14 protein-coding genes and 2 tRNA genes are annotated in these 22,952 nt (G+C 50.4%); 12 read left to right on the plus strand and 4 right to left on the minus strand.

Features of this window, described 5'->3' with window-relative positions:
- Positions 1 to 130: 130 nt before the first annotated feature.
- Entirely contained in the window at positions 131 to 2,089 is a 1,959-nt protein-coding gene (locus V8L70_RS00390; RefSeq protein WP_101145253.1) for a ligand-gated channel protein, read from the plus strand.
- A 153-nt stretch (positions 2,090 to 2,242) separates the two neighbouring features.
- Here the strand turns inward: V8L70_RS00390 and V8L70_RS00395 are convergent, their stop codons facing one another.
- A complete protein-coding gene (locus tag V8L70_RS00395) occupies positions 2,243 to 4,375 on the minus strand; it encodes a TonB-dependent receptor domain-containing protein (protein ID WP_101145254.1) in 2,133 nt (710 codons plus the stop codon).
- A 300-nt stretch (positions 4,376 to 4,675) separates the two neighbouring features.
- Between V8L70_RS00395 and V8L70_RS00400 the strand changes: the two genes are divergently transcribed.
- The 5 genes from V8L70_RS00400 (at position 4,676) to V8L70_RS00420 (ending at position 10,412) form a co-directional block, all read left to right on the plus strand.
- Complete coding sequence (locus V8L70_RS00400) at positions 4,676 to 5,590, plus strand: ABC transporter substrate-binding protein (RefSeq protein ID WP_431313206.1); 915 nt, start codon at positions 4,676 to 4,678, stop codon at positions 5,588 to 5,590.
- Between the two features lie 74 nt (positions 5,591 to 5,664).
- A complete protein-coding gene (locus tag V8L70_RS00405) occupies positions 5,665 to 6,609 on the plus strand; it encodes a FecCD family ABC transporter permease (RefSeq protein ID WP_232774508.1) in 945 nt (314 codons plus the stop codon).
- 38 nt (positions 6,610 to 6,647) lie between these two features.
- On the plus strand, positions 6,648 to 7,745 hold the full coding sequence (locus tag V8L70_RS00410; protein WP_431313207.1) for a FecCD family ABC transporter permease: 1,098 nt from the start codon (positions 6,648 to 6,650) through the stop codon (positions 7,743 to 7,745).
- On the plus strand, positions 7,742 to 8,569 hold the full coding sequence (locus tag V8L70_RS00415; protein WP_101145257.1) for an ABC transporter ATP-binding protein: 828 nt from the start codon (positions 7,742 to 7,744) through the stop codon (positions 8,567 to 8,569). Before V8L70_RS00410 ends, V8L70_RS00415 begins: the two co-directional genes overlap by 4 nt.
- A 34-nt stretch (positions 8,570 to 8,603) precedes the next feature.
- Positions 8,604 to 10,412 carry an ABC transporter ATP-binding protein gene (locus tag V8L70_RS00420; RefSeq protein ID WP_101145258.1) on the plus strand — a complete coding sequence of 603 codons (1,809 nt, stop codon included), beginning with the start codon at positions 8,604 to 8,606 and terminating at the stop codon, positions 10,410 to 10,412.
- A 3-nt stretch (positions 10,413 to 10,415) separates the two neighbouring features.
- Here V8L70_RS00420 and V8L70_RS00425 read toward each other — a convergent pair whose 3' ends face one another.
- On the minus strand, positions 10,416 to 11,006 hold the full coding sequence (locus tag V8L70_RS00425; RefSeq protein ID WP_035586867.1) for a hypothetical protein: 591 nt from the start codon (positions 11,004 to 11,006) through the stop codon (positions 10,416 to 10,418).
- 112 nt (positions 11,007 to 11,118) lie between these two features.
- On the opposite strand from V8L70_RS00425, the gene V8L70_RS00430 reads away from it, so the two are divergent.
- The 5 genes from V8L70_RS00430 to V8L70_RS00450 all read left to right on the plus strand — a co-directional run bounded on the left by V8L70_RS00430 (position 11,119) and on the right by V8L70_RS00450 (position 19,124).
- Positions 11,119 to 11,195 (plus strand) — tRNA-Ile (locus tag V8L70_RS00430).
- Positions 11,196 to 11,603: 408 nt separating this feature from the next.
- Positions 11,604 to 13,535, plus strand: coding sequence for an anti-phage ZorAB system protein ZorA (gene zorA / locus V8L70_RS00435; protein ID WP_336268486.1), 1,932 nt, complete (start codon positions 11,604 to 11,606; stop codon positions 13,533 to 13,535).
- Between the two features lie 56 nt (positions 13,536 to 13,591).
- The gene (locus V8L70_RS00440; RefSeq protein ID WP_232774964.1) at positions 13,592 to 14,278 is read left to right on the plus strand and encodes an OmpA/MotB family protein; all 687 of its coding nucleotides are present in this window, start codon (positions 13,592 to 13,594) and stop codon (positions 14,276 to 14,278) included.
- 2 nt (positions 14,279 to 14,280) lie between these two features.
- Complete coding sequence (locus V8L70_RS00445) at positions 14,281 to 15,699, plus strand: EH signature domain-containing protein (RefSeq protein WP_101147696.1); 1,419 nt, start codon at positions 14,281 to 14,283, stop codon at positions 15,697 to 15,699.
- The gene (locus tag V8L70_RS00450; RefSeq protein ID WP_198556140.1) at positions 15,699 to 19,124 is read left to right on the plus strand and encodes an SNF2-related protein; all 3,426 of its coding nucleotides are present in this window, start codon (positions 15,699 to 15,701) and stop codon (positions 19,122 to 19,124) included. The genes V8L70_RS00445 and V8L70_RS00450 overlap by 1 nt, the downstream gene beginning before the upstream one ends.
- A 221-nt stretch (positions 19,125 to 19,345) precedes the next feature.
- On the opposite strand, the gene V8L70_RS00455 is transcribed toward V8L70_RS00450, so the two are convergent.
- Positions 19,346 to 19,449 (minus strand) — tRNA-Met (locus tag V8L70_RS00455).
- A 327-nt stretch (positions 19,450 to 19,776) separates the two neighbouring features.
- On the opposite strand from V8L70_RS00455, the gene V8L70_RS00460 reads away from it, so the two are divergent.
- Positions 19,777 to 21,777: a TonB-dependent siderophore receptor gene (locus tag V8L70_RS00460; protein ID WP_101147773.1), complete on the plus strand. Its 2,001-nt coding sequence runs from the start codon at positions 19,777 to 19,779 to the stop codon at positions 21,775 to 21,777.
- Between the two features lie 95 nt (positions 21,778 to 21,872).
- Here the strand turns inward: V8L70_RS00460 and V8L70_RS00465 are convergent, their stop codons facing one another.
- Complete coding sequence (locus V8L70_RS00465) at positions 21,873 to 22,709, minus strand: ABC transporter ATP-binding protein (RefSeq protein ID WP_101147697.1); 837 nt, start codon at positions 22,707 to 22,709, stop codon at positions 21,873 to 21,875.
- Positions 22,710 to 22,952 lie beyond the last annotated feature (243 nt).

Consider the following 22,952-nt stretch of genomic DNA (forward strand, 5'->3'; position numbering starts at 1 on the left):
TAATAGGCATTTGTGTTCCGTTTTGCTGAACGCACCGTCTCACCCCATTATGGAAAGAGTGTGCAAAAATGCAAATGCTAATAATTCCCATTTATAGGGCAATTGCTCACTTACATGAAGGACTTTTTCTATGTCTCCCTGTTTGCGCCGAACGCTGCTGGCTAGTGCTATCTCTACTTTTTCCAGCGGCCCCCTGTGGGCACAAGAAGCGCCACGGTTAGATGATATGGTGGTGACTGCCTCCGGCTTTGAACAGTCAGTTTCGGATGCGCCAGCGTCTATTAGTGTGATTTCACGCGAGGAATTGGAAAGAGGCCACTATCAAGATGTTACCGATGCGCTGCGCGATGTGCCCGGTGTGATCGTGACCGGTGGCGGCGCTGGGGATAACGGCCACGATATCTCTATCCGCGGCATGCCCTCCCAATACACGCTGATACTGGTGGATGGGCGCCCGCAAAATTCTCGTGAGTCTCGGCCCAATGGTAGCGCCGGTTTTGAACAGGATTGGCTGCCGCCACTGCAGGCAATCGAGCGTATTGAAGTGGTACGTGGGCCAATGTCGACGCTCTACGGCTCCGATGCCATTGGCGGTGTGATTAACGTGATTACCCGCAAAGTTGCCCAGGAGTGGCACGGTAATGTCCAGCTCGACACGGTACTGCAAGAGAGCAGTGATTCTGGTGACAGCCGCCAAGCCAATTTTTATCTGAGTGGGCCATTAATAGGTGATCGGTTAGGTCTCCAACTCTATGGTCGTACCTCACAGCGCGACGAAGACAACATCATTAACGGTTACGAAGATAAAAGCCTGCAAAGCCTGACGGCACGGTTCAGTCTTGCCGCCTCGGATAACCACGACTTTACCGCTGAAGCCGGTATTACCGAGCAGGAGCGTCAATCGCTGATGGGTAACTCGGCGCCCTCAGAAGGCTGCCGAGGTGGCTGCACGGATAGCTTCAACGATTATACCAATCGGCATGTTGCTCTGACCCATAGCGGCCGCTTTGATATTGGCACCAGCGAAAGCTTTGTCCAGCGGGAAACCAGCGAAAACCCATCGCGGGAAATTGAGATCACCAACACCACCGCTAAAACCAGCCTGGTGATGCCGTTGGGTTCCCATATGCTCACCTTGGGCGCGAGCTACGAAGAGGAGTCGCTGGATGACAACACGACCAACCAGATTTCCGATCGTACTAACGTAGAGCAGCAGCAGTGGGCTCTGTTTGCAGAAGATGAGTGGCTGCTGACCGATATTTGGGCGTTGACTGGCGGTATACGGTTAGACGATGCTGAAAACTACGGCAGCCATATCAGCCCGCGGCTCTACAGTGTGTGGAACATGACCCCAGATTGGACGTTAAAAGGCGGAGTTTCCACCGGCTTCCGTTCGCCTAACCTGCGCGAAGCCACTGCTGACTGGGGGCAAATCAGCCGAGGCGGTGACGTTTATGGTAACCCGGATTTAGAACCAGAAACCTCGCTCAATAAGGAACTGGCGCTGCTGTATGCCAATGACGCCGGGCTAAGTGGCGGTATCACACTGTTCCATAATGACTTCAAAGATAAAATCACCCGCATTGCCTGCCCCGAAGGTGTGTGTGCTGATGAACCCAACCAGTTCGGCAGCGATCCTACTTATCGCATCAACATTGATGAAGCGGTCACACAAGGGGTAGAGGCAAGCATAGCGGCGCCCCTAGGCGAGGCAGTTGAACTAACAGCCAGCTACACCTTTACCGACAGCGAGCAGAAGAGCGGTGAGTACGCAGGCGAACCGCTCACCCAGCTCCCGCGCCATCAGGTATCGGCCACGCTAGATTGGCAAGTCTCGCCCAAGCTGCGCCAGTGGACCAAAGCGACCTACCGCGGTGAAGAGAGCCAGCCCAATACCGGCCCCTCGCAAAGCGCCATTGTGGCACCTTCCTACACCTTTATAGATGCAGGCGTGGGCTATCAGCTTAATGAAACAACGCAGCTCAACGCCGGCATCTACAACCTGTTCGACGAAGCGATCGATTACGACGAGTACGGCTATGTAGAAGATGGCCGCCGGGTTTGGTTGGGTCTCAACGTTGCGTTCTAAACCAGTTTTCCAGTAATAGGTGCACTACTGCAGCGGCTATCCAGCGATAGCCGCCTTTTTTTGGCTAAGAAGAGCGCGTGCTAATTATCAAAAAAGCCCCGGCGCATAGCCGGGGCAGAAGTCAGCATTGAAACAGTAGCGAGCTGAAACCGATTAAAACTCGTAGCGGGCGGAGAGCCACAGGCGGCGGCCTTCCTCACTATTGGCGTACACATTGCCAAAGCTAGTGCCATCGCCATAGGCGCGGTAGTCAACGAAGTCTTTATCAAACAGGTTGTAGATCGTGGCGCTTAGGTTAAGGCTATCGGTCACCGCGTAATTACCGCCCAGGTGAAATAGCGAGTAGGCTTTAAAATCACCTAAATCATCATAGGAAGGGGCGCCCCGAACGCTTTCGCGATTACGGTAGCGCTCGCTGCGGTATTCCGCTGAAAGCCATGTATCCAATTTCGCAGTGGTTTGCCAGCGCAGCGTGGCATTGACCGCGTGTTCTGGGGTATCGGTAAGCGGATCGCCTTCATTTTCGCCGCTTTGCTGTTCACTATCGGTATAGGTGTAATTGGCATTCAAACGCCAATCGGGATTGAACTGATAGCTGGCGGCTAGCTCGATGCCCTGGGTGATGGCTTCATCAATATTGATATCTTGGCCATAAAGACCGTCGGGAATCAGCGGATCGTTTTCGATCAAGATATCGTTGCCACTGGCGATCTTGTCGTCAAACTGATTGTAGAACAGCGTCGCGCTGGCGGTGAAACCCTGTTGATTATCGTAGTGAGCGCCGATCTCGCTGCTGGTGCTGGTTTCCGGCTCCAAGTCAGGGTTACCGATGGTCAGCACGGTACCCTGTCCGGTGACACCATTAATGCCAGCGTGCAGCGCATTAAGCGTTGGGGTCTTATAGCCGCGGCTAACACCGCCTTTTAGCGTCCACTCCGGGGTAGTATTCCAAACCAAGTAGCCGCGTGGGCTGAACTGGCTGCCAAAAGCATCATGGTGGTCATAGCGACCGCCTAAGGTAAGGGCTAAATCGTCTTGTAGCAGCCACTCGTCTTCAGCAAATAGCGACCAAGTGGTTTGCTCGAAAGTTTCCCCTGCAAGGCCGTCATCGAGTTCCGCATCCCACCACTGCATTCCCACCGTGGTCATATGATTGTCTAACGGCATGATGAACTTGCTATCGAGTACCGTATTCGTGGTCTCGAGTTCGCGCGGGTCGCCACCGACAATGCCTGGAAAACCGTCGTAAGCTTCACCGATTGCACCTGGCATGGTGCGCCCTTTGGTTTCGGTAGTGTTGCGCATTAGGCTCGTTTCCAACGTGCCTGATGCAAAACGCCCCGTGTGACCAATCGCGACTTGTTCACGCTCAAAGCGCAGTTCGTCAGAGTAGCCAAATGCTTCGCCTGGTTCCGGGTCGCAGCTACGAGTGCGTCCGTCAAGCGTGCCTAGCTGGCATTCATCGTTGTTATAGCGCTGTCGATTGACCTCACCATCCATCCAGAGATCATTGTTGTCATTAGGCGTCCAGGTCAGCTTGCCGCCCAGGTTGTAAATATCGCCCTCCACCGGGCTGGGGCCGCGCTGGCTGACTTCAATCGGGTCACCGTTCTCGTCGCTATAGACAAGCTCGGAGGCGTCGCGCTCATAGAAGCGTCCACGTAGTTGAACACCCAGTGTGTCTGCCACTATTGGGCCACTGGTATAGAGGTTGATTTCACGGCGGTCGCCAAAGTCACGATCCTGGTTAAAGGTATTCTCGACGCCCACCGAGCCCGTCCATTCACGGCCAACACGGCGGGTAATAATGTTGATAACACCGCCCATGGCATCGGAGCCATAAAGCGTCGACATCGGCCCACGAATAACCTCAATGCGCTCGATGCTGGATACGGGGGGGAAGAAGCTGGTCGAGGTTTCGCCAAAGCCGTTAGGCGTAACGCTGCCCGCCGCATTCTGACGGCGTCCGTCGATCAGTATCAACGTGTAGTCGCTAGGCATGCCGCGGATGCTGATATTACTGCCACCCGTTTTACCCACTTGGCCACCTACATCGACGCCTTCAATATCGCGCAGGGCATCGGCAATGCTAGTGACACGCGTGCGCTCAAGTTCCTCACGTGAGATCACCGAGATGCTGGCCGGTGCGTCCACCATGGCTTGCTCAAAGCCACTGGCAGACACCACCATGTTGTCTAACTGAGTAGTGTCTTGCGCATAGGCGCCCGAAGAGCCAGCGGCTAGTGCAATAGCACTGGTTAAAATGCGGCGAGTAAAGTCTTGCATGAAGGACCCCTTGGTAATACGTTTCGCTTGTCAATGATATTTATTATCAAATAGGGTTGAGAGTCTAAAAAGAAAAGTTCCTATTTGCGATGCAAAATTGAGGAACGATTTGTTGCATAAAGTGAAACGTATAAGTCGTCGATGGGTTGCAAGAAATGGAACGTAAGATTCTGCTGAATAGTAGTGCAGGTGCTTTTGATAATCGTTACTATCTGTCTCAATGTTTTGTCTTGAGAGAAAGCTATGTCGGTTATCATCCCAGCAATAGCCACCGCACGTCATAAGAGCTGGCGCTTCAACATGGTTGGCGTGCTACTCAGTGCGTTAGTCGTCAGCGTTTTAGGCACCACCACTGCGCAAGCCCGCACGCTCGATACCGCTTACGGCGATGTAGAAGTGAAAGGTACGCCGGAACGTGTTGTAACGCTGTACGAAGGCGCGCTAGACGCCGCCGTGGCGGCAGGCGTGAAACCGCTAGGTGCCGTTACCACCCGTGGTGGCGACAACGTGGCGAGCTATATTGAAGCGCATCTTGGCGATGACCGGCCGGCGATTATGGGTGTGGTGCGCGAGATCAACATCGAAGCCGTGTTGGCTCAGCAGCCGGATTTGATTCTGGCCCCCGCCCAGTTGTCTGATGAGCAGTATCAGCTGCTATCCCGCATTGCGCCCACGGTGGTGCCACCCACTCAGCCGCTTGCTCCGGATAACTGGAAAGACGAAGCGCGCCTTTATGGCGAAGCGCTCAATCGTCAAGCAGCGATTGCAGAAGCCATTGCGACTGTTGAGCAGCGCGCCGCCGAGGTTGGTCAAGCAGTGGAGGCCGCAGGCGTTGGTGGCAGTACGTTTTTGGTTCGCTGGATGCCCGGTGGCCCAATGGTCATGTCGCAAAACCTCTTCTCAGCAGGACTTTTAGCCCAAGCCGGCTTGGATGTTCAGGACGGCGGATTGGTGGGTGAGCGTGGCGTGCATAGCGATGTGCTTAGCTTGGAAAACCTCTCACAAGTGGACGGTGGCTGGCTGTTCCTGGCAACGCTAAACGAAGACGGCCAAGCAGCGTTGGAGGCGGCCAAACAGAGCAGTGCCTTTACGCGGCTTAATGTCGTGCAGCAAGAGCGAGTGGTCCCGGTAGACGGCCAGCTATGGACCAGCGCCAACGGCCCGCTAGCGGCGCAAGCGATCCTTGATGATATAGAGGCGGCGCTATTGCCGTGACAGTTCCATCTTCTGCAACGACTAACCTCCGTACCCATCCGCGTACGCTGATACTGCTACTCCTCACCGCCTTAATGGCGGTGAGCCTCGTTAGCCTACTGATTGGCGCGGGAAGTGTTGGCCCCGGTCGGGTGTTGGCGCTACTTTTCGGTGCCCAGGATAGCGAAGCGCATTTTATCGTGTGGGAGCTGCGCGCACCGCGAACGTTAATCGGCATCGTGGTGGGGATGGCGTTAGGGGTGGCGGGGGCGCTGTTGCAAGCGGTGGCCCGCAACCCGCTGGCTGAGCCGGGGCTTTTAGGCGTTAGCGCAGGAGCTGCCTTTGCCGTGGCGCTGGCGCTAGTGCTCGGCGCCAGTGCCGCTACCTTGCGTATTTCAGTGGCGCAGCTAGGTGCGTTGGTGGGCTGCGTATGTGTATTGAGCGTGGCGCGCTTTCGTGGCGTAGGCAATGACCCTATCCGGTTGGTGCTCGCCGGGGCTGCGTTTTCTGGGCTGCTGGCCTCACTCACCTCATTGATACTGCTTTATGATCAGCGCGCCGCGGATGAAATTCGTTTCTGGGTGATTGGCAGTTTGGCAGGCCGCCGCTTAGACGACTTGCTAGCGGTGCTGCCTAGCATGTTGGTTGCGGCTGTGGTCGTCATATTGACCGCCCGGCCATTAGCCGCGCTGGCCTTAGGTGAGCGGGTTGCGTCGGGATTAGGTCACCACCCTAACCTTATTCGCTGGCTGGTCGTGGCCTGTGTGGCGCTATTGGTTGGCGCGGCCACTGCTATTGCCGGGCCAATCGCCTTTGTCGGGCTGGTGGTGCCGTTTGTTGCACGAGCCTTTGCCGGGCCTGATATTCGCCGCACGCTGCTGTTTTGTCTGCCCATTGGGCCACTGATCGTGTTAGCCGCCGATATCATCTCGCGTGTGGTGGTCGCCCCTTCCGAGTTACCGCTGGGCGTACTCACTGCGCTATGCGGTGCACCTGTATTGATAGCGGTCGTGCGTGCGCGCCGCTTACCGATGTTATGAGCTGGTTCATGAAAACCACATCAATTAAATCCACCTCTATGCCTTTCTCTGATACAGCCCGAGCGGCTTCGGGTGACAACGACACAGTCTCGCCGCCTCAAGGGTATTGGCGATTCGCCTGGCGCCATCAACAGGGTGCGAACAGCGTACTGTTTGAACAGCGTGCGGTGGTGGTCAATCTGGGTCTATTCGGCGCGTTGCTCGTCGCCAGCGTTATTTATCTAAGTCTGGGCAGCGTTAAGGTCGCCCCGACGGCGGTGTTACAAGCGCTGGTGGGCAACGCTGACATGATGGCAGCCTTTGTGGTGCAAGAACTACGCTTGCCACGGTTGGCTGCCGCTTGCTTCACCGGAGCTGCCTTCGCACTGGCAGGCATTTTGATGCAAACGTTAGCCCGCAATCGCCTAGCGACGCCGGGTATTATCGGCATTGATAATGGCGCAACGGCGTTTGCCGTGGCATCCATCGTAGGGATAGGTGTTTCAATTGCACCGCCCGCCATGGCATTGGCAGGCGCGACCACGGCGGCAGTGCTTACCTTTGGTTTAGCGGCGGGTAGTGGCACCCAGGGCTACCGTTTTATCGTTGCGGGGATTGGCGTTGGCGCGGTATTTGGTGCGGTGACGCAGCTGCTCCTTGCTCGGGTGGCGATTGATACCGCCAACGCTGCCTACCCCTGGACGGTTGGTTCGCTGAATGCCCGGCCTAGTGGCGCGCTACAGCTACTCATGCTCGGGTTAGCGTTAGGGCTGCCCACCGCCCTGGTGCTGGCCCGTTCACTAACGCTGCTACGTTTTAAAAATGCCACCGCCAGCGGCTTGGGGGTTAACGTCAAACGACGCCGACTGGAAGTGCTGCTGCTTTCGGTTGCACTGACGGGGTTGGCGGTCGCTGTTGCTGGGCCGGTGGGTATGGTGGGGCTAATTGGCCCCGAGATCGCCCGGTCGCTGTCGAGTTCACGCGGCGTGCCTATTTTGGCGGCAACGCTGGCGGGGGCATTAGTGATGGTGCTGGCTGATTTAGCCGGGCGCACGCTGCTCGCACCGATTGAGATTCCTGTGGGTATTGTCACTGCAGTGTTGGGTGGCCCCTGGCTACTTTGGATATTAATGCGCCCGCAACGGAGCTACACATGAGCCATTCCCCGGCGACATCAATGCCCTTATCAATGCCTTCACTGGCGACTCAATCACTCGGCATGAGTTATGGCGCCCGGCAGGTGATTGATGGCTTGGATATCACCCTACCCAGCGGCCAAGTCACCGCCATTGTGGGCCCCAACGGCTGTGGGAAATCAACGCTATTGGCCGGGCTTGCGCGCCTTCATAAGCCTGACAGCGGGGCGGTGCTGCTGGATGGCGCCGATATACAGCGCCTTCCCACGCGCCAGTTGGCGACGCAGCTGGCGCTATTGCCTCAAGAGGCCGTCGCGCCTGAAGGCTTAAGCGTCACAGAGCTGATTCGCTTTGGCCGCCAGCCCCATCAAGGGTGGCTCCGCCAGTGGTCAGCGGAGGACCAGCGAGTCGTCCAGCACGCGCTGGCCGCAGCAGGGCTTGAGCAACTCGCCGATCGGCCAATTGACGCGCTTTCCGGGGGGCAGCGGCAACGCGCCTGGATCGCCATGACCATCGCTCAACAAACCCCGCTACTGTTGCTGGATGAACCCACTTCGGCACTGGATCTTGGCCATCAGATCGAAGTGTTCGAACTGGTTCAGCACCTTGCCCATCACGGTCGCACCGTGGTGATGGTACTGCACGACCTCGCCAGCGCCTGCCGCTACGCGGATCACTTAATCGCCATGCGCGAAGGGCAGATTGTGGCGGAGGGGCCGCCCGCCACGGTGGTCACTCAAGATTTAGTACGCACGCTTTATCAAGTAGAGTGCACACTATTAACCGACCCTGATACCGGTAGCCCGCTGCTTGCCAATGTGCGGCGCTCATCGGTGAGTGGCTAGCTTAGGCCTAAAACAATCTTAGAAAGGAATACTTGTGTCCTCTCCTGCGCACAGTTTTCAAGCTTTGGTGCGGCTACTGCGCTACGCCAAGGGCTATCGGCGACGCATTGTTGCCGCCACTACCTGTTCAGTTATCAACAAGCTGTTTGATATTGCCCCAGAGATATTGATTGGGGTCGCCATCGATGTGGTGGTGAATCAAGAGCAGAGCTTTGTGGCAAGTTTGGGGTTTCAAACACCCCAACAGCAGATCACGATGCTGGCGGTGCTGACGTTTTTTATCTGGGCAGGGGAGTCACTGTTTGAGTACCTGTTCCAGATTTTATGGCGCAACTTAGCCCAGCGGCTACAGGCGGATATGCGCCAGGATACTTATGAGCACGCCCAGCGGCTGGATATGGCGTTCTTTGAGTCGAAAAGCTCCGGCCAGCTTGTAGCGACCATGAACGATGATGTGAACCAGCTTGAGCGCTTTCTGGATGGCGGAGCCAACGCGCTGATTCAGGTGGTGGTCACCGTGGTAGCCGTGGGCGCGGTGTTCTTCGTGCTTTCGCCGCTGATAGCGCTGCTGGCGTTCACACCGATTCCGCTGATTATCTGGGGGGCGTTCTTCTTCCAGCGTAAAGCCGGGCCGCTGTACAGCGATGTGCGTGAAAAGGTCGGTGATTTGGCCAGCCGGTTAACCAATAACCTCAGCGGCATCGCCACGATTAAAAGCTTTACCAGCGAAGACCGCGAAGCCGAACGCCTACGCGATGCCAGCGAAGCCTATGTAGAAGCCAATCGCCGCGCGATCAAGGTTAGCTCCGCGTTTATTCCGGTCATCCGCATGGCGATTTTAGCAGGCTTTCTCGCCACCTTTACCGTTGGCGGCATGATGGCGCTCAACGGCAACCTGAACGTAGGCGCTTACGGCGTGCTGGTGTTTTTAACTCAGCGACTGCTCTGGCCGCTCACCGGCCTGGCCCAGGTGATTGACCTGTTTGAGCGTGCCATGGCGAGCACGCGGCGCATTCTTGACCTGCTCGAAGTGCCGATTACGGTCAAAGATGACAGCACGACACCGCTTACCCAGCCAGTATGTGGCGAAGTAACGATTGATAATGTGAGTTTTCACTACGCGACCAGCCTTGTCGGGGTCGATGGCATTCACCTGCACGTGCCAGCGGGCAACACCTTAGCGTTGGTGGGGGCGACGGGATCGGGAAAATCCACCTTGATCAAACTGCTGCTGCGTTTTTACGACCCGGAAAGTGGGCGGGTGCTTATCGACGGGCAACCGATAACCGACGTCAGCATGAACTCGCTACGCCAGTCGATTGGCCTGGTCAGCCAGGACGTGTATCTATTTGAAGGCAGCATTCGCGACAATATCGCCTACGGCAAACCTGATGCAGACGAAGCCGCCATTATCGATGCCGCCAAAACGGCCGAAGCGTGGAGCTTTATCGAGACGTTGCCCCAAGGGCTGGACACGCCAGTAGGGGAGCGGGGCGTGCGGCTTTCCGGCGGCCAACGCCAACGGCTTTCTCTAGCCAGGGCGCTGCTTAAAGACCCGCCTATTTTGGTGCTGGATGAAGCCACCAGCGCAGTCGATAACGAGACCGAGGCGGCCATTCAGCGCTCGCTTAAGCGCATCGCCCATGGTCGCACGGTGATTATGATTGCCCACCGGCTCTCTACCATCGTGCATGCCGATGAGATCGTAGTGATCGAGAAAGGCCAAGTGGCCGAGCGCGGCAGCCACTCAACCCTATTGGAAGCTAACGGCCACTACGCCGCCCAATGGCGAGTACAAACCGGCGAAGCCCAGGCGGGTGATGTAGAAGTACTCAGGGGCTAATCTTTAACGGTTAACTAAAAGCGCATTGAGGGTGACGGGTACATGCTCGTCAATCTCCTGATAGCCCAGCATCGACAGCACGGTACGCACCGTGCTGTTGGCCATCAGCGCTCTGCCATCCATCGCCATGGGCTCTGCGTGGGTCACGCGTATCTCATTCAAACCTTCGCGGGTAAACCGCAGCGGCACGGATTCCTGCTGGTTTATCATGTCGGACTGAACGCGAAACTCCAGCGTCTCCACCAGTGATTCACCAATATCTAAGCTGTCCAACCGCTCGGGTGGCATCTGCGCCACCAGCGTCACTAAAGTGGTGTTCGCCAACAAACCTATCCACGGCGGAAGTTCGCCAAACCGCTCAAGCACATCTGTTTGGCTAAGTTTTAACGGCAGTCGAAGCGTACCATCGCTGGAGATATCACCCTGCAGATCACGTACTTGGTGGTGATGAGTTTGCGGTGCTTCGCCGTTCAACTGAGTAATCGACGCCTGCACCTGGGACTGGGCAGGGTCAAGCTGCCAGTCAGCGAAAGCTGGCACTGCCAACAATAGGGGAAATAGAGCAATCAATGCTTTCACAACGCGTCTCCGCATAAAGAACTACTCACCAGACTGCCCAATCCACATAAAGTGCCGTAATGACATCAAGATAGCGCAAAGGGGGTAGCCTCACTCTGCCACATTCGCTATGATATGCACGCTTTTCGGGCCTATAGCTCAGTTGGTTAGAGCAGGGGACTCATAATCCCTTGGTCGTAGGTTCAAGTCCTACTGGGCCCACCATTTCTATATTTGTTCCTTCCTTACACCTTCATCGTTTGCTTCAAAAAAACGCAGGCCTTGACCCCCTTTTTCATTTTTTTCGAGAAGTTGGGAATTGGCCCTAGGTTGCGCATAAACAAAATAACCTAAAGCAAGGTGCTTATGTGGATGCAATATTTGGTATTCTGACGTAGGGTCACTGTTATGTGCAGATTTGGTAACGTTGCGTATGATTCTGATGAAGATGTTTTTATAGGTTTCCTCATTTATGCAGTTGGCTATTCTTAACCACTGATTTTTTGTAAGCAATTGAAATTATACTAAATGTTTGGGATGCCTGCAGATAGTAGTCGTCTTAATCAACATTATTAGCTCGTTTGATTAACTTAGTAAACCACGTTAAGTGACAAAAAATATAAGGGAATGTCCATGGAGAATCAGTTTCGCCTCGCTTGGTTATGGCCTGAATGGGTGCTGAAAGTCCCAGAAAATGGCGTCGAATTAAGTGGTGTTATTTCTCTTATTATTGTTGCAGTAGCCTTAATATTCTTCTTCATTTCATTATGCCGTACTGTTAGTGCCCGTTGGGATATTCAATGGTTATTCAAGCTGATAGAAAATGAAACGCGAGAAACTGTTTCCAGAAAGCGAGGAGACTTTATACAAGCTGCTAAAGATCGAAAAAGAAGATATAAGAACTCGAACGCTGCGCACTTGTGGCAAGAGTTTGATGAGACACTAGTAGAGGTGGAAAAAAACGATCAAGTTGTTCTCCGCAATACTCTTGATGGGGGACATTTTTTTAATGATTATACATTGGCACGCTCAGTTACTGAAAATAGATTAACAGCTGCAGTACCTGGATTTCTTACAGCGCTGGGTGTTATCGGCACCTTTATTGGTTTACAACTTGGCTTAAGTGGCCTTGAATTAGACGGTAATGTCGAGCAAATGAAGACTGGCATAGCCAGTGTTGTTAATGGGGCAAAAATTGCCTTTTTGACCTCGGTGTGGGGTATCGGCATGAGCTTAGTGTTTAACTTTGCAGAAAAGTTTATGGAGCAAGGAGTTAAAAAGAAAGTTGCTAGGCTTGAAGCCCGTGTCGACTGGCTTTTCCCACGTATTCGTCCTGAAGAGCAATTAATAGAAATTGCTGCGCATGGAAAAGAATCTCGGGAGGTGCTTCAAGGTTTAGCCGAAAAGATAGGCGAAAAAATGCAGGAATCGCTGATTCAGGTTACGCAAAGCATCCAATCTGGCCTTGAACAAAGCCTTGAAAAGATCATGGCACCTGCAATCAATAAGCTGGTGGATGAAACCTCTGAAGGTAATCAAAAAGCACTGGAAGATCTAATAGGCAAGTTTATGGAAAGCTTCGGCCACCAAGGTGCTCAGCAGCGCCAAGCAATGGATTCTGCTTCAGCTAAAGTGAACGAGTCGATTGCCGATATGAGCACCGCTATGCAAGCTATGGTAAATCGTTTAGATTCTACGCAAACTAGCATGGTACAACAGCAATCCCAGTTTACCGACCAGCTAGAGCAGAAGCTAGCCAGTTTAGTTGCCGGAATGGAAGCTCAAAGCCAGAAAGTAGCGCAGGCAACACAAGGTCAGCTTGAACAGTTAAGCCAAAGCTTTTCAGAGCGCGACACTAAAGTACAAGCCGCTGAATTAGAACGTAATAAGTTGATTTCTGAGCAAAGCGAAGCGGTGAAAACGACGACAGAAGCCTTGGTTTCAGAAGTGCAAAAAACCTATGGTCAGCAAACAGAAACCGTTGCTGAGCTGTTGTCGCAAAGTCGCGAATTATACAAACAGGTTCACTTGTCGATGGATGCCAGTGATAAAGCCAGTACTGGTATGCTTGAAGCTGCTAAAGAACTAAAAGGCACGGCAAATACAATGAATGTGTTTGCCACTCAAATCCGAGATGCGGGCAACCAGTTGTCTGGCTCTGTTGAAAAAGCTGCTTCTACCACTGCTGGCTTGGCAAAACAAAATCAGGAAACCGCTGATCGTTTGAATACGCTACGTGATGAGCTGAACGGCAGCGTTACTCAATTCAATAGTTTAGCGGATAAGATTCAACAAATGTTTGACCAGTCTGCCTCTGTGTTTGATGAGCTTAGACGCCAGCAGAATGAGTACCTGACTGACCAAAAAAGTAATGTAGATAACTTGAGTGATAAAGTTGCGGTCCTGCTAAGTGACTATGCAGAACAAGCTAATGCCCAGACCTCAGAGCACTTAAAAGCTTGGTCTGAGGGCACGACCAAGTATGCTGCGCAAATGAACGAAGCCTACAAACAACTGGCTAGTATTGTTGAAAGTATCGAAGATGCAGCTGCAGGGGTTCGTTAATGGATGGGGGGCGGGGTCGGCGTAGTGCCAAGGTAGACGAGGAAAACCCATATTGGATGTCATTTTCCGACTTGATGTCTGGTTTGCTTGTGATTTTTATCTTGGCGGCAGTAGCTTTGATCATTGAGTTAACCCAAAAAACTATTGATGTAGATGAAGGTATCGAAGAACTGAAAAAAGCGGAGCAAGCACGTGAAGATATCCTGAATGAAGTTCGTCAAGAGCTTTCTGAGCAAGACATCGAAGTATTAATAGCAGATAACGATACTGTGATCCGCATCCCAGAATCGACGCTCTCATTTGAATCGGGTGAAGAAAGAATTCCCGCTGATCAACGTGTGCAAAATTCGGTTCGTCAAATTGGTTTGGTTTTGCACCAAGCCATTACTCGTGACGACCGCTTGCAGTACCTCGACACAGTATTTATTGAAGGCCATACAGATAGTGACGCCATATTTTATCGTGGCAAAGGAAACTGGGGCTTATCTACTGACCGAGCTATCTCTATTTGGAATACATGGTTAGTTGGATTGGAGGTGCTCCCAGCCTACTCCGAATTAGAAAACATCTACGGCCAAAGACTTTTCAGTGTCAGTGGCTATGCTGCCAGCCGCCGAGTGCAAGAATTGGAAGAGACCCCAAGGCAAAAAGCAGAAAATAGACGCATTGATATTCGCTTTACTGTGAAGCCACCATCGATTGCTGACTTAGAGCGCATTAAGCCTAATAGTTCTAAGGAATAATTATGATGAAGCGCTTGGAATTCAAAATTAATACTAACCGATCGGTTGAGCAGCTAGAAAAACTGATTCGGACGACTACTGATTTAAAACACCTTGCTAATCGAGTGGGCACTGGTAGCCACAGGTACCTAAAAGCGTTGAAGGAGCTAACTGAGGCCGCTCGCTATAAGCGTCCTTTACAGCATGAGATCACTAACAGAGTTTTGCTTCGGGCATTGCCCGCGGTATTGCGTGATTATCCTGATGTTCTAACTAAAGAAGTATTAGAAAAAGTAGATGCATTAGCACATAAACCTAGTTTCGCTTTGTTAGAAGCATTAACACAGTTCTTCTTCATGCGTTATTATGAAGCAATAAAAATTCCATCACTTACTGATTGGCTGAAAAAAAACAGGCAGCAGCGCGGTATTCAACAACCATATGACGAATTTTTGTTTTCTTCTTCTGGTGCAAAATGGGCGGCAACTTCGGCTATTGAAGCTGATATAGAATTAAACGCACGCTTAAAAGCTTTACGGTTAGATTTGCACGCAACTGGTGATTTTAAACAAGCATCACAAAATATTTATTATTTAGAGCAATTGAAAAAAATCGACGTAAACAGAGATCATAATTTACTGAAAGAAATTGTTAAGCCTTCAGTCGTAGAGGCACCTTATGCTGGGGGGGCTTTGCTGGGGCATGAAATTTTGTCAATTGTAATCGACCGTGCGAACGCCAATGCTCCTCATCAAGCTTGGCAAGATGTGGTGATCAAAATTGCTGGTGACCCGCGAGTATCTCCTTCGAGCTCCCGCTACCAAAAGTGGTGGCAACACATTGATAATAAATTGATAGCCAAAGTTCGAAGTTGGTTGTCGAAGTATGAACTGCGCTTATTTCTAGAAGCATTAAATGACTTCAAGGAATCAACAAACAATACAGAATTAATGAGAATGTACCCAGCACGTAAGAAGTTTATGGAAGGACTTCTCGACAAAGAATTAGTACTGCATACACGTTTATTTTTAAGCCGGCGGGCTGACCAATATCTCAAGAAAAACTATGAGCAAAGTGCATTGACGCAATATGAGGTAATTGATCAGCAGGATAAGTCATTAATTTATATTCAATTGGATGGTGCCCATCTAATAGAGGGTAGCCATAGCTGTTATTTATGGATTTATAAGAATTTAATTAGTACCGCCTGTGTCTATAACTACTCTCGTAAAAAATTTGCATACTTCGAATTAACGCAGGCACTAGCTGCACAGCAGGTTAGGGAGGGAATGCCTAAACCCGCTAATATTACCCATAGCCCCAATAGCTGGCAGCGACATGCTGTAGCAGAACTAAGAAATTGTGGTGTTGATATTGTATTAAAAGATGTAATAGATGCTCGTGAGTATGATATTCAGCGGCGACTGTATGGAGTGAGTTAATGGCGTTATTAGACCACATTAAAAAGATTATGGGCAATACGCCAAAAGATAAGTCTTTTAAGTGGGAGCTTAATCCCGGCGTTGTTTCATTTTATCTTCCAAAAAATGTTTTTGTAAAAATAAGTGAGCAGTCGGAAGTAGTTCTTTTACAATTCTCAACGCTAAAAATTCTTTTAGAACAAGGGCAAGCTGAGCTATTGCCAAATGGATTTGATGTGGCAAATGAAGTGGTTGCAGCATTTGATGAAAGCTCGCGCACTTTACTCAATTTACCAAGTAAGTGGCGAGGTGAGATTGTAGCTGATATTGCAGGCAATACTCGAGAGGATAAGTTTTCTGTAAAGATAAAAGTGAGCTCACCAACAGGTAAACTTACTAATTACTATGAAATTGATGGTCCACTTATTTGTTTTGGTGACACGCAGAAATACCTGTTAGGACCTAGTGAATACAAAGTATTTTCTGCGCAAAGTCGCTTCAAAGATCAAGGTGCATCTCAAGAATCGAAACTTCGTTACATTTATGCTATTCAACAAGCGCATTACGAATCCGAGTTGTGTACATATGAGCTTGGTCACTTTAATAAGCTTAAAATTACTGTTCCGGATAAAATTACAGTTACAATCGATCAACATTCAAATGGTAGTTTGATATTGACACCAGGTATGCAGCAAGATGCTACGCCTGAGCAGTTAAACCGAACCTTGGGCCAGTTGCTAAGACCAGAAGCTAAAAGCCTTCGCGTGGGGAATGAGATTGTTTTGTTCAATGAAGAAAAATTAGCTGCTGTGCAAGAGATCATTCGTAACCGAATCGTAAAACCTAAAGATGTCGAAGACTTCTTAAAATACCCTACTAAATATCTTGATGCGACCCTTGTTGACCTTGACCTCGGTTTTTCAGCCAGAGTTCATGGGGTAACTGGATATTTACAGGCATATTTTGGCGATACTGATGAGTCCGGAGTCAGTTGGTTTGGTAGCTCTGATAGTACTATGACTCCCGAAGTGTTTGCCGCAGCTGATAAATTTATTAAAGACCCAGAAACTTTAGCGTCTGTTACTGAAAAGATAAATGATGCAATTAAAACTGGTGCAACCAGTTTTGAACATGATCATAAGCTATACGATATTTCCGATAAAGAGGCGACACTATTTTCATTAAAAACATTGCATGAGCGTGCAGAGGAACAAGGTTATAGTGGTGACGACGATAAACTAGGTGTCAGTGAAGAACGTGAAGAATCTATTCAGCTGGTTGTAGATGTTGACCTTAATGACGAAACCTTAGAAATTAAATCAGCTTCAATAGAAACTATACTTGAGAAAGTGCTGTATCCAGGTGACTTGGATTGGAAGAATTTTCTGCGAAATCCGTTTGTGCACCAGGAGTTTGCTGTGCGATGGGGACTTGGTTTGATTAACCAAGCGCTGGATACCTCTAATGAAGTGGCGGGGGCGCTATTCGCTGATGATATGGGGTTGGGCAAAACCTTCTCTGCGTTGGCTACTACTTATTTTTACTATGAGCAATGTAAGCATCAGGAGCGAACGCTAAAGCCTACCTTAATTGTTGCGCCACTTAGCTTGTTAGATAACTGGAAAGTAGAAGTAGGAAAAACATTTAATCAGAGCCCTTTCAGTGATATTGTTGTTTTGCAATCTGATGCCGAGATGAACCACTACCGAGAGGGTGGCATAGAGATTGTTAAAGTTTCCTCAGCAGATATGACCGCAGAACCTAAGTACTCATTAAAAGTGGGTAAAAACTTTGGTTCTAAACGTCTGGATATGCCGGGTAGGTTAGTTATTACCACTTATCAAACTCTTCGCGATTATCAGTTTTCAATGTGCCGTATCGACTGGGGCATGGTTGTATTCGATGAAGCGCAAAATATTAAGAATCCTAATGCATTGCAAACACGTGCAGCCAAGGGTCTAAAGGCTGATTTTAAGATGGTCACTACGGGTACACCCGTTGAGAACAGCTTGAAGGACTTTTGGTGCCTGATGGATACCGCTTGTCCAGGGTTGCTGGGTAGTTACCAAGAATTCCGTGAAACCTATGTGGCTCCAATTACTCAATCTGCGGGCGACGAAATTGATGCAAAGCGGGCTGAGTATGGTCGAATGCTGCGTAAAAAAGTTGGTGCGCTAATGTTGCGTCGCACCAAAGAAGATAATTTAGATGGTTTACCGTCTAAACGTTTATATGCTGGCTTAAAAGATACCAGTTGGAAATATATGGCTGAGCTTGAAAGTACTTTACACGGGCATCAGTTAGAAGTTTACGATTCGTTATTAAATCAGCAGATTAATGACAATGATGCCCATGCGCTGAGTACTATTCAGCAACTTAGAAATTGTTCGCTGCACCCTGATTTGGTGGGAGCAGGTAATATAGATGCAAATGTTACGGACTCACTTAAACAGTCGGCTAAGCTGGCATCACTGCTAGTAATAATTGACCAAATTAAGGGGCGAAATGAAAAGTGCATCATCTTTCTAGTAAATAAAAAACTGCAATGCTATTTAAGCGTGGCACTAGGTAAGTACTATGAACTTGGCCTAGTAGACGTGATTAACGGTGATACAAAGGCTGTAGCTAAAACATCTCAAACACAAACGCGCTCAAGCATCATTGAGGAATTTGAAGCTAAGCAAGGCTTTAACCTCATTATTATGTCACCGGTGGCAGCTGGTGTTGGATTGACAGTGGTGGGTGCAAATAACGTAATACATCTTGAGCGACACTGGAATCCAGCGAAAGAAGCGCAAGCAACGGATCGGGTTTACCGTATTGGCCAAAAACGCGATGTAAACGTATATGTACCTGTTGCGCTACATCCGGAGTTTGAATCATTTGATGCTAATTTACACAGTTTACTAAGCAAAAAAGTATTGCTGAAAAATGCGGTAGTTACCCCTGAGGAAGTAGTCCCACAGCCTGCTGGTATTTCAACCTTGCCGTTGGAAACTATTATTACCCCCGCTATAGTTAAACGCTTGACGTGGCAGCAGTTTGAAGCGCTAGCAGTGTTGCTAATAGCTAAAAAAATTGGAGCACAACGTTATTACCTCACATCCAATGGTAGCGACCATGGCGCCGATGGTGTGGCGATAGCAGGGGAGGTTATGCACTTAGTACAAGCTAAACATGTATCGGGTAGCTACAATGGGTATTCCGCTATACAGGAAGTATATTCGGCCACTAAAGTTTATGAGAAACTATTTGCACCTAGTGCTGGCACTCAACTTTATTTTATTAGTAATAGTCGAAGGTTAGTGAAAAAATGCCGTAAATTAGCATTAGACTACAATGTAGAGGTTATTGCAGCTAATGATTTTGAAGAACTGCTAGTCCAGAACACTATAAAAATTAATGATTTGCTGTTGTTGGAGAAGAGGGGTCGTGTGAAAGCGTAGGGTATCTATGCTCTCTGTCATATACAAGGCTGCTCAGCAATACTCGAACGAATCGGCCTGTCGTTCCCAGGAATCAGGAAGTAGCTGAGCCATTTTGCTTGGAAATGTGAATTAATATATCAATATATGAAAAATATCCATTTACGCATTGCAGTCGCAATCCTAATCCCAATGTTTTTTGGTTGCACTCATAATCTCCTGCTTTCTAAATATAGAAATTGTGGGTCCAGTAGGGCTTGAACCTACGGCCAAGGGATTATGAGTCCCTTGGTCGGCGGTAAACAAATTATTCGATTTTCTCCCTTCGCGTTTACTATCTTCCTATTTGTGCTTAACGACTAACTGCAAGAGCCTTCGCCCGCCGACTTTTATACAAACTCTTAATAGTCGGCTAAAAAATCGTTTAACTGAGTTAGGTAAGTAAGTGCTTACCGCCCAGGCTGTACATTAATGAAGTGCACATCAAACGCTTATCACATTTAGATCAAAGCGGTTATTGTGATTGTGAATAAAAATTCGTATCATTCGCTTTATCATAATGAAAACTTTCCTCTTACCGCTGAGGCTCTTCATGCTCCGTACTCCGATGTCTTTCCCCGTCACGCCGCTTTCTGCTGCTATGCGGCGTTCGCTTGTTCTGTCGCTGGGCGGCATGCTGAGCGTTGTTCCGCTCACGGTGCTTGCTCAAGAAGAAGCCACTTCCAACGACACCGTGGTAGTGACTGCCACGGCGCTAAAGGTGGACACGCCGCTGGTAGAAACGCCGCGTCCGGTTTCAAGCGTTGACCGTGAAGAGTTGGAAACCCGCAACGTTCAGCAGTTAGATGAAACGTTCCGCTATCGTGCGGGCGTACTTTCTGGCCACTATGGTAGTGATAACAACACCGATTGGCTCAAGGTGCGTGGCTTTGATCAGTCTACCTATCAAGATGGTCTGCGCATTTACCGGGAAGGGTTTTATCAGTGGCTACCCGAGCCTTATGGGTTGGAGCGTATTGAAGTCTTCAAAGGGCCGTCATCGATTCTCTACGGTGAGGCGCCTCCTGGTGGCTTGATCAATGCGGTGAGCAAACGTCCTACCGAAACGCCCCAAGGGGAAGTCAATTTGCAGCTTGGCAACCGCAACCATCGCCAAGTTGGGATTGATACCAGCGGGCCGCTGGGTGAATCAGACGATGTACGCTATCGCTTAGTGGGTATGTACAAAGAGCGTGATGGCGATTTAAACGCGACGGATAACGAGCGTTATTACTTTGCGCCTAGCCTAGCGGTTGATTTTAGCGAAGACACCACCGTTACTTTTTTAGCCAGTGTGCAAAAGGATGACGGCGTACCGGTCAACGGTTTTAAGCTACCTTACGGCACCGTCCAAAACACACCTTTCGGGCGTATTGATCCGCAAACCAATTTGAGCGAGCCAGGGTACGATAAGGACACACGTACCCAATGGGGGCTGGGTTATGAGCTACAACATAACATTAATGACACCTGGGCGTTTGAACAAGATTTACGCTACAGCGAGTTAGATTTAGAGCTGCGCAGCAGCTATGCGCTGTCTATGGTCGATGATCGCCGCGCCTCACGCGGGTTGGTATATCGTGATGGCTCTATCGATAGCTGGACTGTCGATAACCGCATGGTGGGTACTTGGTACGGTGATCGTACCGAGAATACGCTGCTGCTAGGGGTTGATTACCAGAACCTAAGCCTGAGTGGTCAGGAAGGGGACGATTACGCATTCGGTGATCCGATCGATATTTTCGACCCAGTTTATGGTAACTACACACCAATTGCTCAAGATGATCTGTTGAGTCGGGAAATCGATAAAGAGCAAACTGGTTTATATGCCCAAAACCAACTGCGCATAGATGACCGTTGGGTGCTGCTGGGTGGTGTGCGTTACGACCAGGCCGAAACGGATAATAGCAACCTAACGGCGGGCACGACCCAGCGTTCAGACGATGACCAGGTATCTTGGTCAGGTGGCGCAATGTACCTGGGTGAAAACGGTGTTAACCCCTATATCAGCTATACCGAGTCGTTCGACCCAGTGGGTCGCGTTGACAGTGATGGCGAGCTTTACGACCCCCGTGAAGGGCGGCAGTGGGAAGCCGGTGTGAAGGTGGCTCCCTTTGGCTGGGATGGCTATGTAACGGCTGCCGTTTTTGATTTGCAAGAAAGCAACACGCTGGTGAACTCACCGGCAGGCTTCCAGGTACAAGAAGGGGAGCGCACCTCTCAAGGTTTCGAGCTGGAAGGTGTTGGCTATGTGACCGATAACCTTCGAGTGACAGCGGCATACACCTACAACGATTCGCGCTTGGAAGAAGATGAACGCGCGCCGTTGATTCCGCGTCACCAAGCTTCCACCTGGTTAGACTACGCCTTTACCGGCGGTGCGTTAAATGGCGTTACCCTGGGCGGTGGCGTGCGTTATGTGGGCAGTACCGTTGATACCAGTGTCGCAGATAACACAGAAGTGGATAGCTATACCCTGGTGGATGCCATGGTGGGTTACGAATTTGCCGATGGCTGGGAAGCTCAGGTCAACGTTAATAACCTCACCGATAAAGAGTATGTCGCAAGCTGTGAATACTGGTGCTACTACGGCGAATCCCGCAGTGTGATCGGCAGTGTGAAATATAGCTGGTAAGACAATTATCCGATGCTAAGCCCTAAGCCCGGCGACTCGCCGGGCTTTTTTGTGCCTGCAGTAAAATCACCAACCATGGCTAACTGCAAACATCGCTACTGAATAAGCGCTTCTGTTTCAGTAGCGTGCTGGCGCCGTTTTCGCGGTACACAAATTGGTATACCGCTTTCAGAGTCGTGGATCACGTGGGCATCCAGGTCAAAAACGCGCTTAAGGTTAGCAGCGGTAAACACCTCAGTGGGTGCGCCGCTGGTGACGATTTGGCCATCACACATCATTACTAAATGGTCAGCGTAGGCGGCGGCCAGGTTCAGGTCGTGGAGCACTAGTAGAAGTGTACGGCCATGTTCGTGGGCGAGACTTGAAAGGAGTTCCAGTAGGTCAACCTGTACCTTTAGATCCAGAAAAGTGGTCGGTTCATCAAGCAGAATCAGGTCGGTTTGTTGCGCCAGCACCATAGCAATCCAGCAGCGTTGGCGCTGCCCACCGGAAAGCGCATCCACGCTGCGCTCGGCAAAATCAGTGACGTTGGTAAACGCCATCGCTTCACGAATGGCATTGGCGTCCTGCTGCGCATTTTTCTGCCACAACCCCTGATGTGGAAAGCGGCCCATTCCCACTAACTGCCTTACGCTCAGCCCCTCCGGCGCCACTGGCCCTTGGGGAAGAATACCCAGACGTTTTGCGACCTCCCGCGTATTACTGCGATGGATATCTTTGCCATCCAGGTACACGTGCCCGCTACTCGGCGAAAGCGTGCGGGCTAGGGTTTTAAGTAGTGTCGATTTACCGCTTCCGTTGGGCCCCAAGAGAACCGTGAGTTTGCCTTCCGCAATAGCGATATCCACACCGTTCAATACCTGCCGGGCGTCATAGCCAGCATGCAGTGCTTCGCCCGTTAGGCGGGGCGGCGGGGTTGGTGGGTATGGCATGAGGCGCTCATAGGGGTTATCGAAACAGCTAGCACCGTAAGGCAAAACATTCTCATTTTCAATAATTACTGCTAGCTAATCGATAACCATTCCCTGCTGGAAGTGGTCTAGAGAATTTCGTTATATCGAACGGTTTGTTCCATGGCAGTAGATCTTGCTGTTATTATATGCATAATATAATAATTATCATTTAGATCTGCATTACGTTTTGAAGGGGGCGTCCACTTAAACGCAGGGGATAAA

The organism is Vreelandella arctica (assembly GCF_037070215.1).
GTDB classification, from domain to species: Bacteria; Pseudomonadota; Gammaproteobacteria; order Pseudomonadales; family Halomonadaceae; genus Vreelandella; species Vreelandella arctica.

Coding starts and splice junctions, on each gene's coding strand:
- V8L70_RS00460 (WP_101147773.1), top strand. CDS start 19,777: ATGCTGAGCGTTGTTCCGCTCACGGTGCTTGCTCAAGAAGAAGCCACT.
- V8L70_RS00390 (WP_101145253.1), top strand. CDS start 131: ATGTCTCCCTGTTTGCGCCGAACGCTGCTGGCTAGTGCTATCTCTACT.
- V8L70_RS00395 (WP_101145254.1), bottom strand. CDS start 4,375: ATGCAAGACTTTACTCGCCGCATTTTAACCAGTGCTATTGCACTAGCC.
- V8L70_RS00440 (WP_232774964.1), top strand. CDS start 13,592: ATGTCATTTTCCGACTTGATGTCTGGTTTGCTTGTGATTTTTATCTTG.
- V8L70_RS00450 (WP_198556140.1), top strand. CDS start 15,699: ATGGCGTTATTAGACCACATTAAAAAGATTATGGGCAATACGCCAAAA.
- V8L70_RS00415 (WP_101145257.1), top strand. CDS start 7,742: ATGAGCCATTCCCCGGCGACATCAATGCCCTTATCAATGCCTTCACTG.
- V8L70_RS00465 (WP_101147697.1), bottom strand. CDS start 22,709: ATGCCATACCCACCAACCCCGCCGCCCCGCCTAACGGGCGAAGCACTG.
- V8L70_RS00425 (WP_035586867.1), bottom strand. CDS start 11,006: ATGCGGAGACGCGTTGTGAAAGCATTGATTGCTCTATTTCCCCTATTG.
- zorA (WP_336268486.1), top strand. CDS start 11,604: ATGGAGAATCAGTTTCGCCTCGCTTGGTTATGGCCTGAATGGGTGCTG.
- V8L70_RS00445 (WP_101147696.1), top strand. CDS start 14,281: ATGATGAAGCGCTTGGAATTCAAAATTAATACTAACCGATCGGTTGAG.
- V8L70_RS00400 (WP_431313206.1), top strand. CDS start 4,676: ATGGTTGGCGTGCTACTCAGTGCGTTAGTCGTCAGCGTTTTAGGCACC.
- V8L70_RS00405 (WP_232774508.1), top strand. CDS start 5,665: ATGGCGGTGAGCCTCGTTAGCCTACTGATTGGCGCGGGAAGTGTTGGC.
- V8L70_RS00410 (WP_431313207.1), top strand. CDS start 6,648: ATGCCTTTCTCTGATACAGCCCGAGCGGCTTCGGGTGACAACGACACA.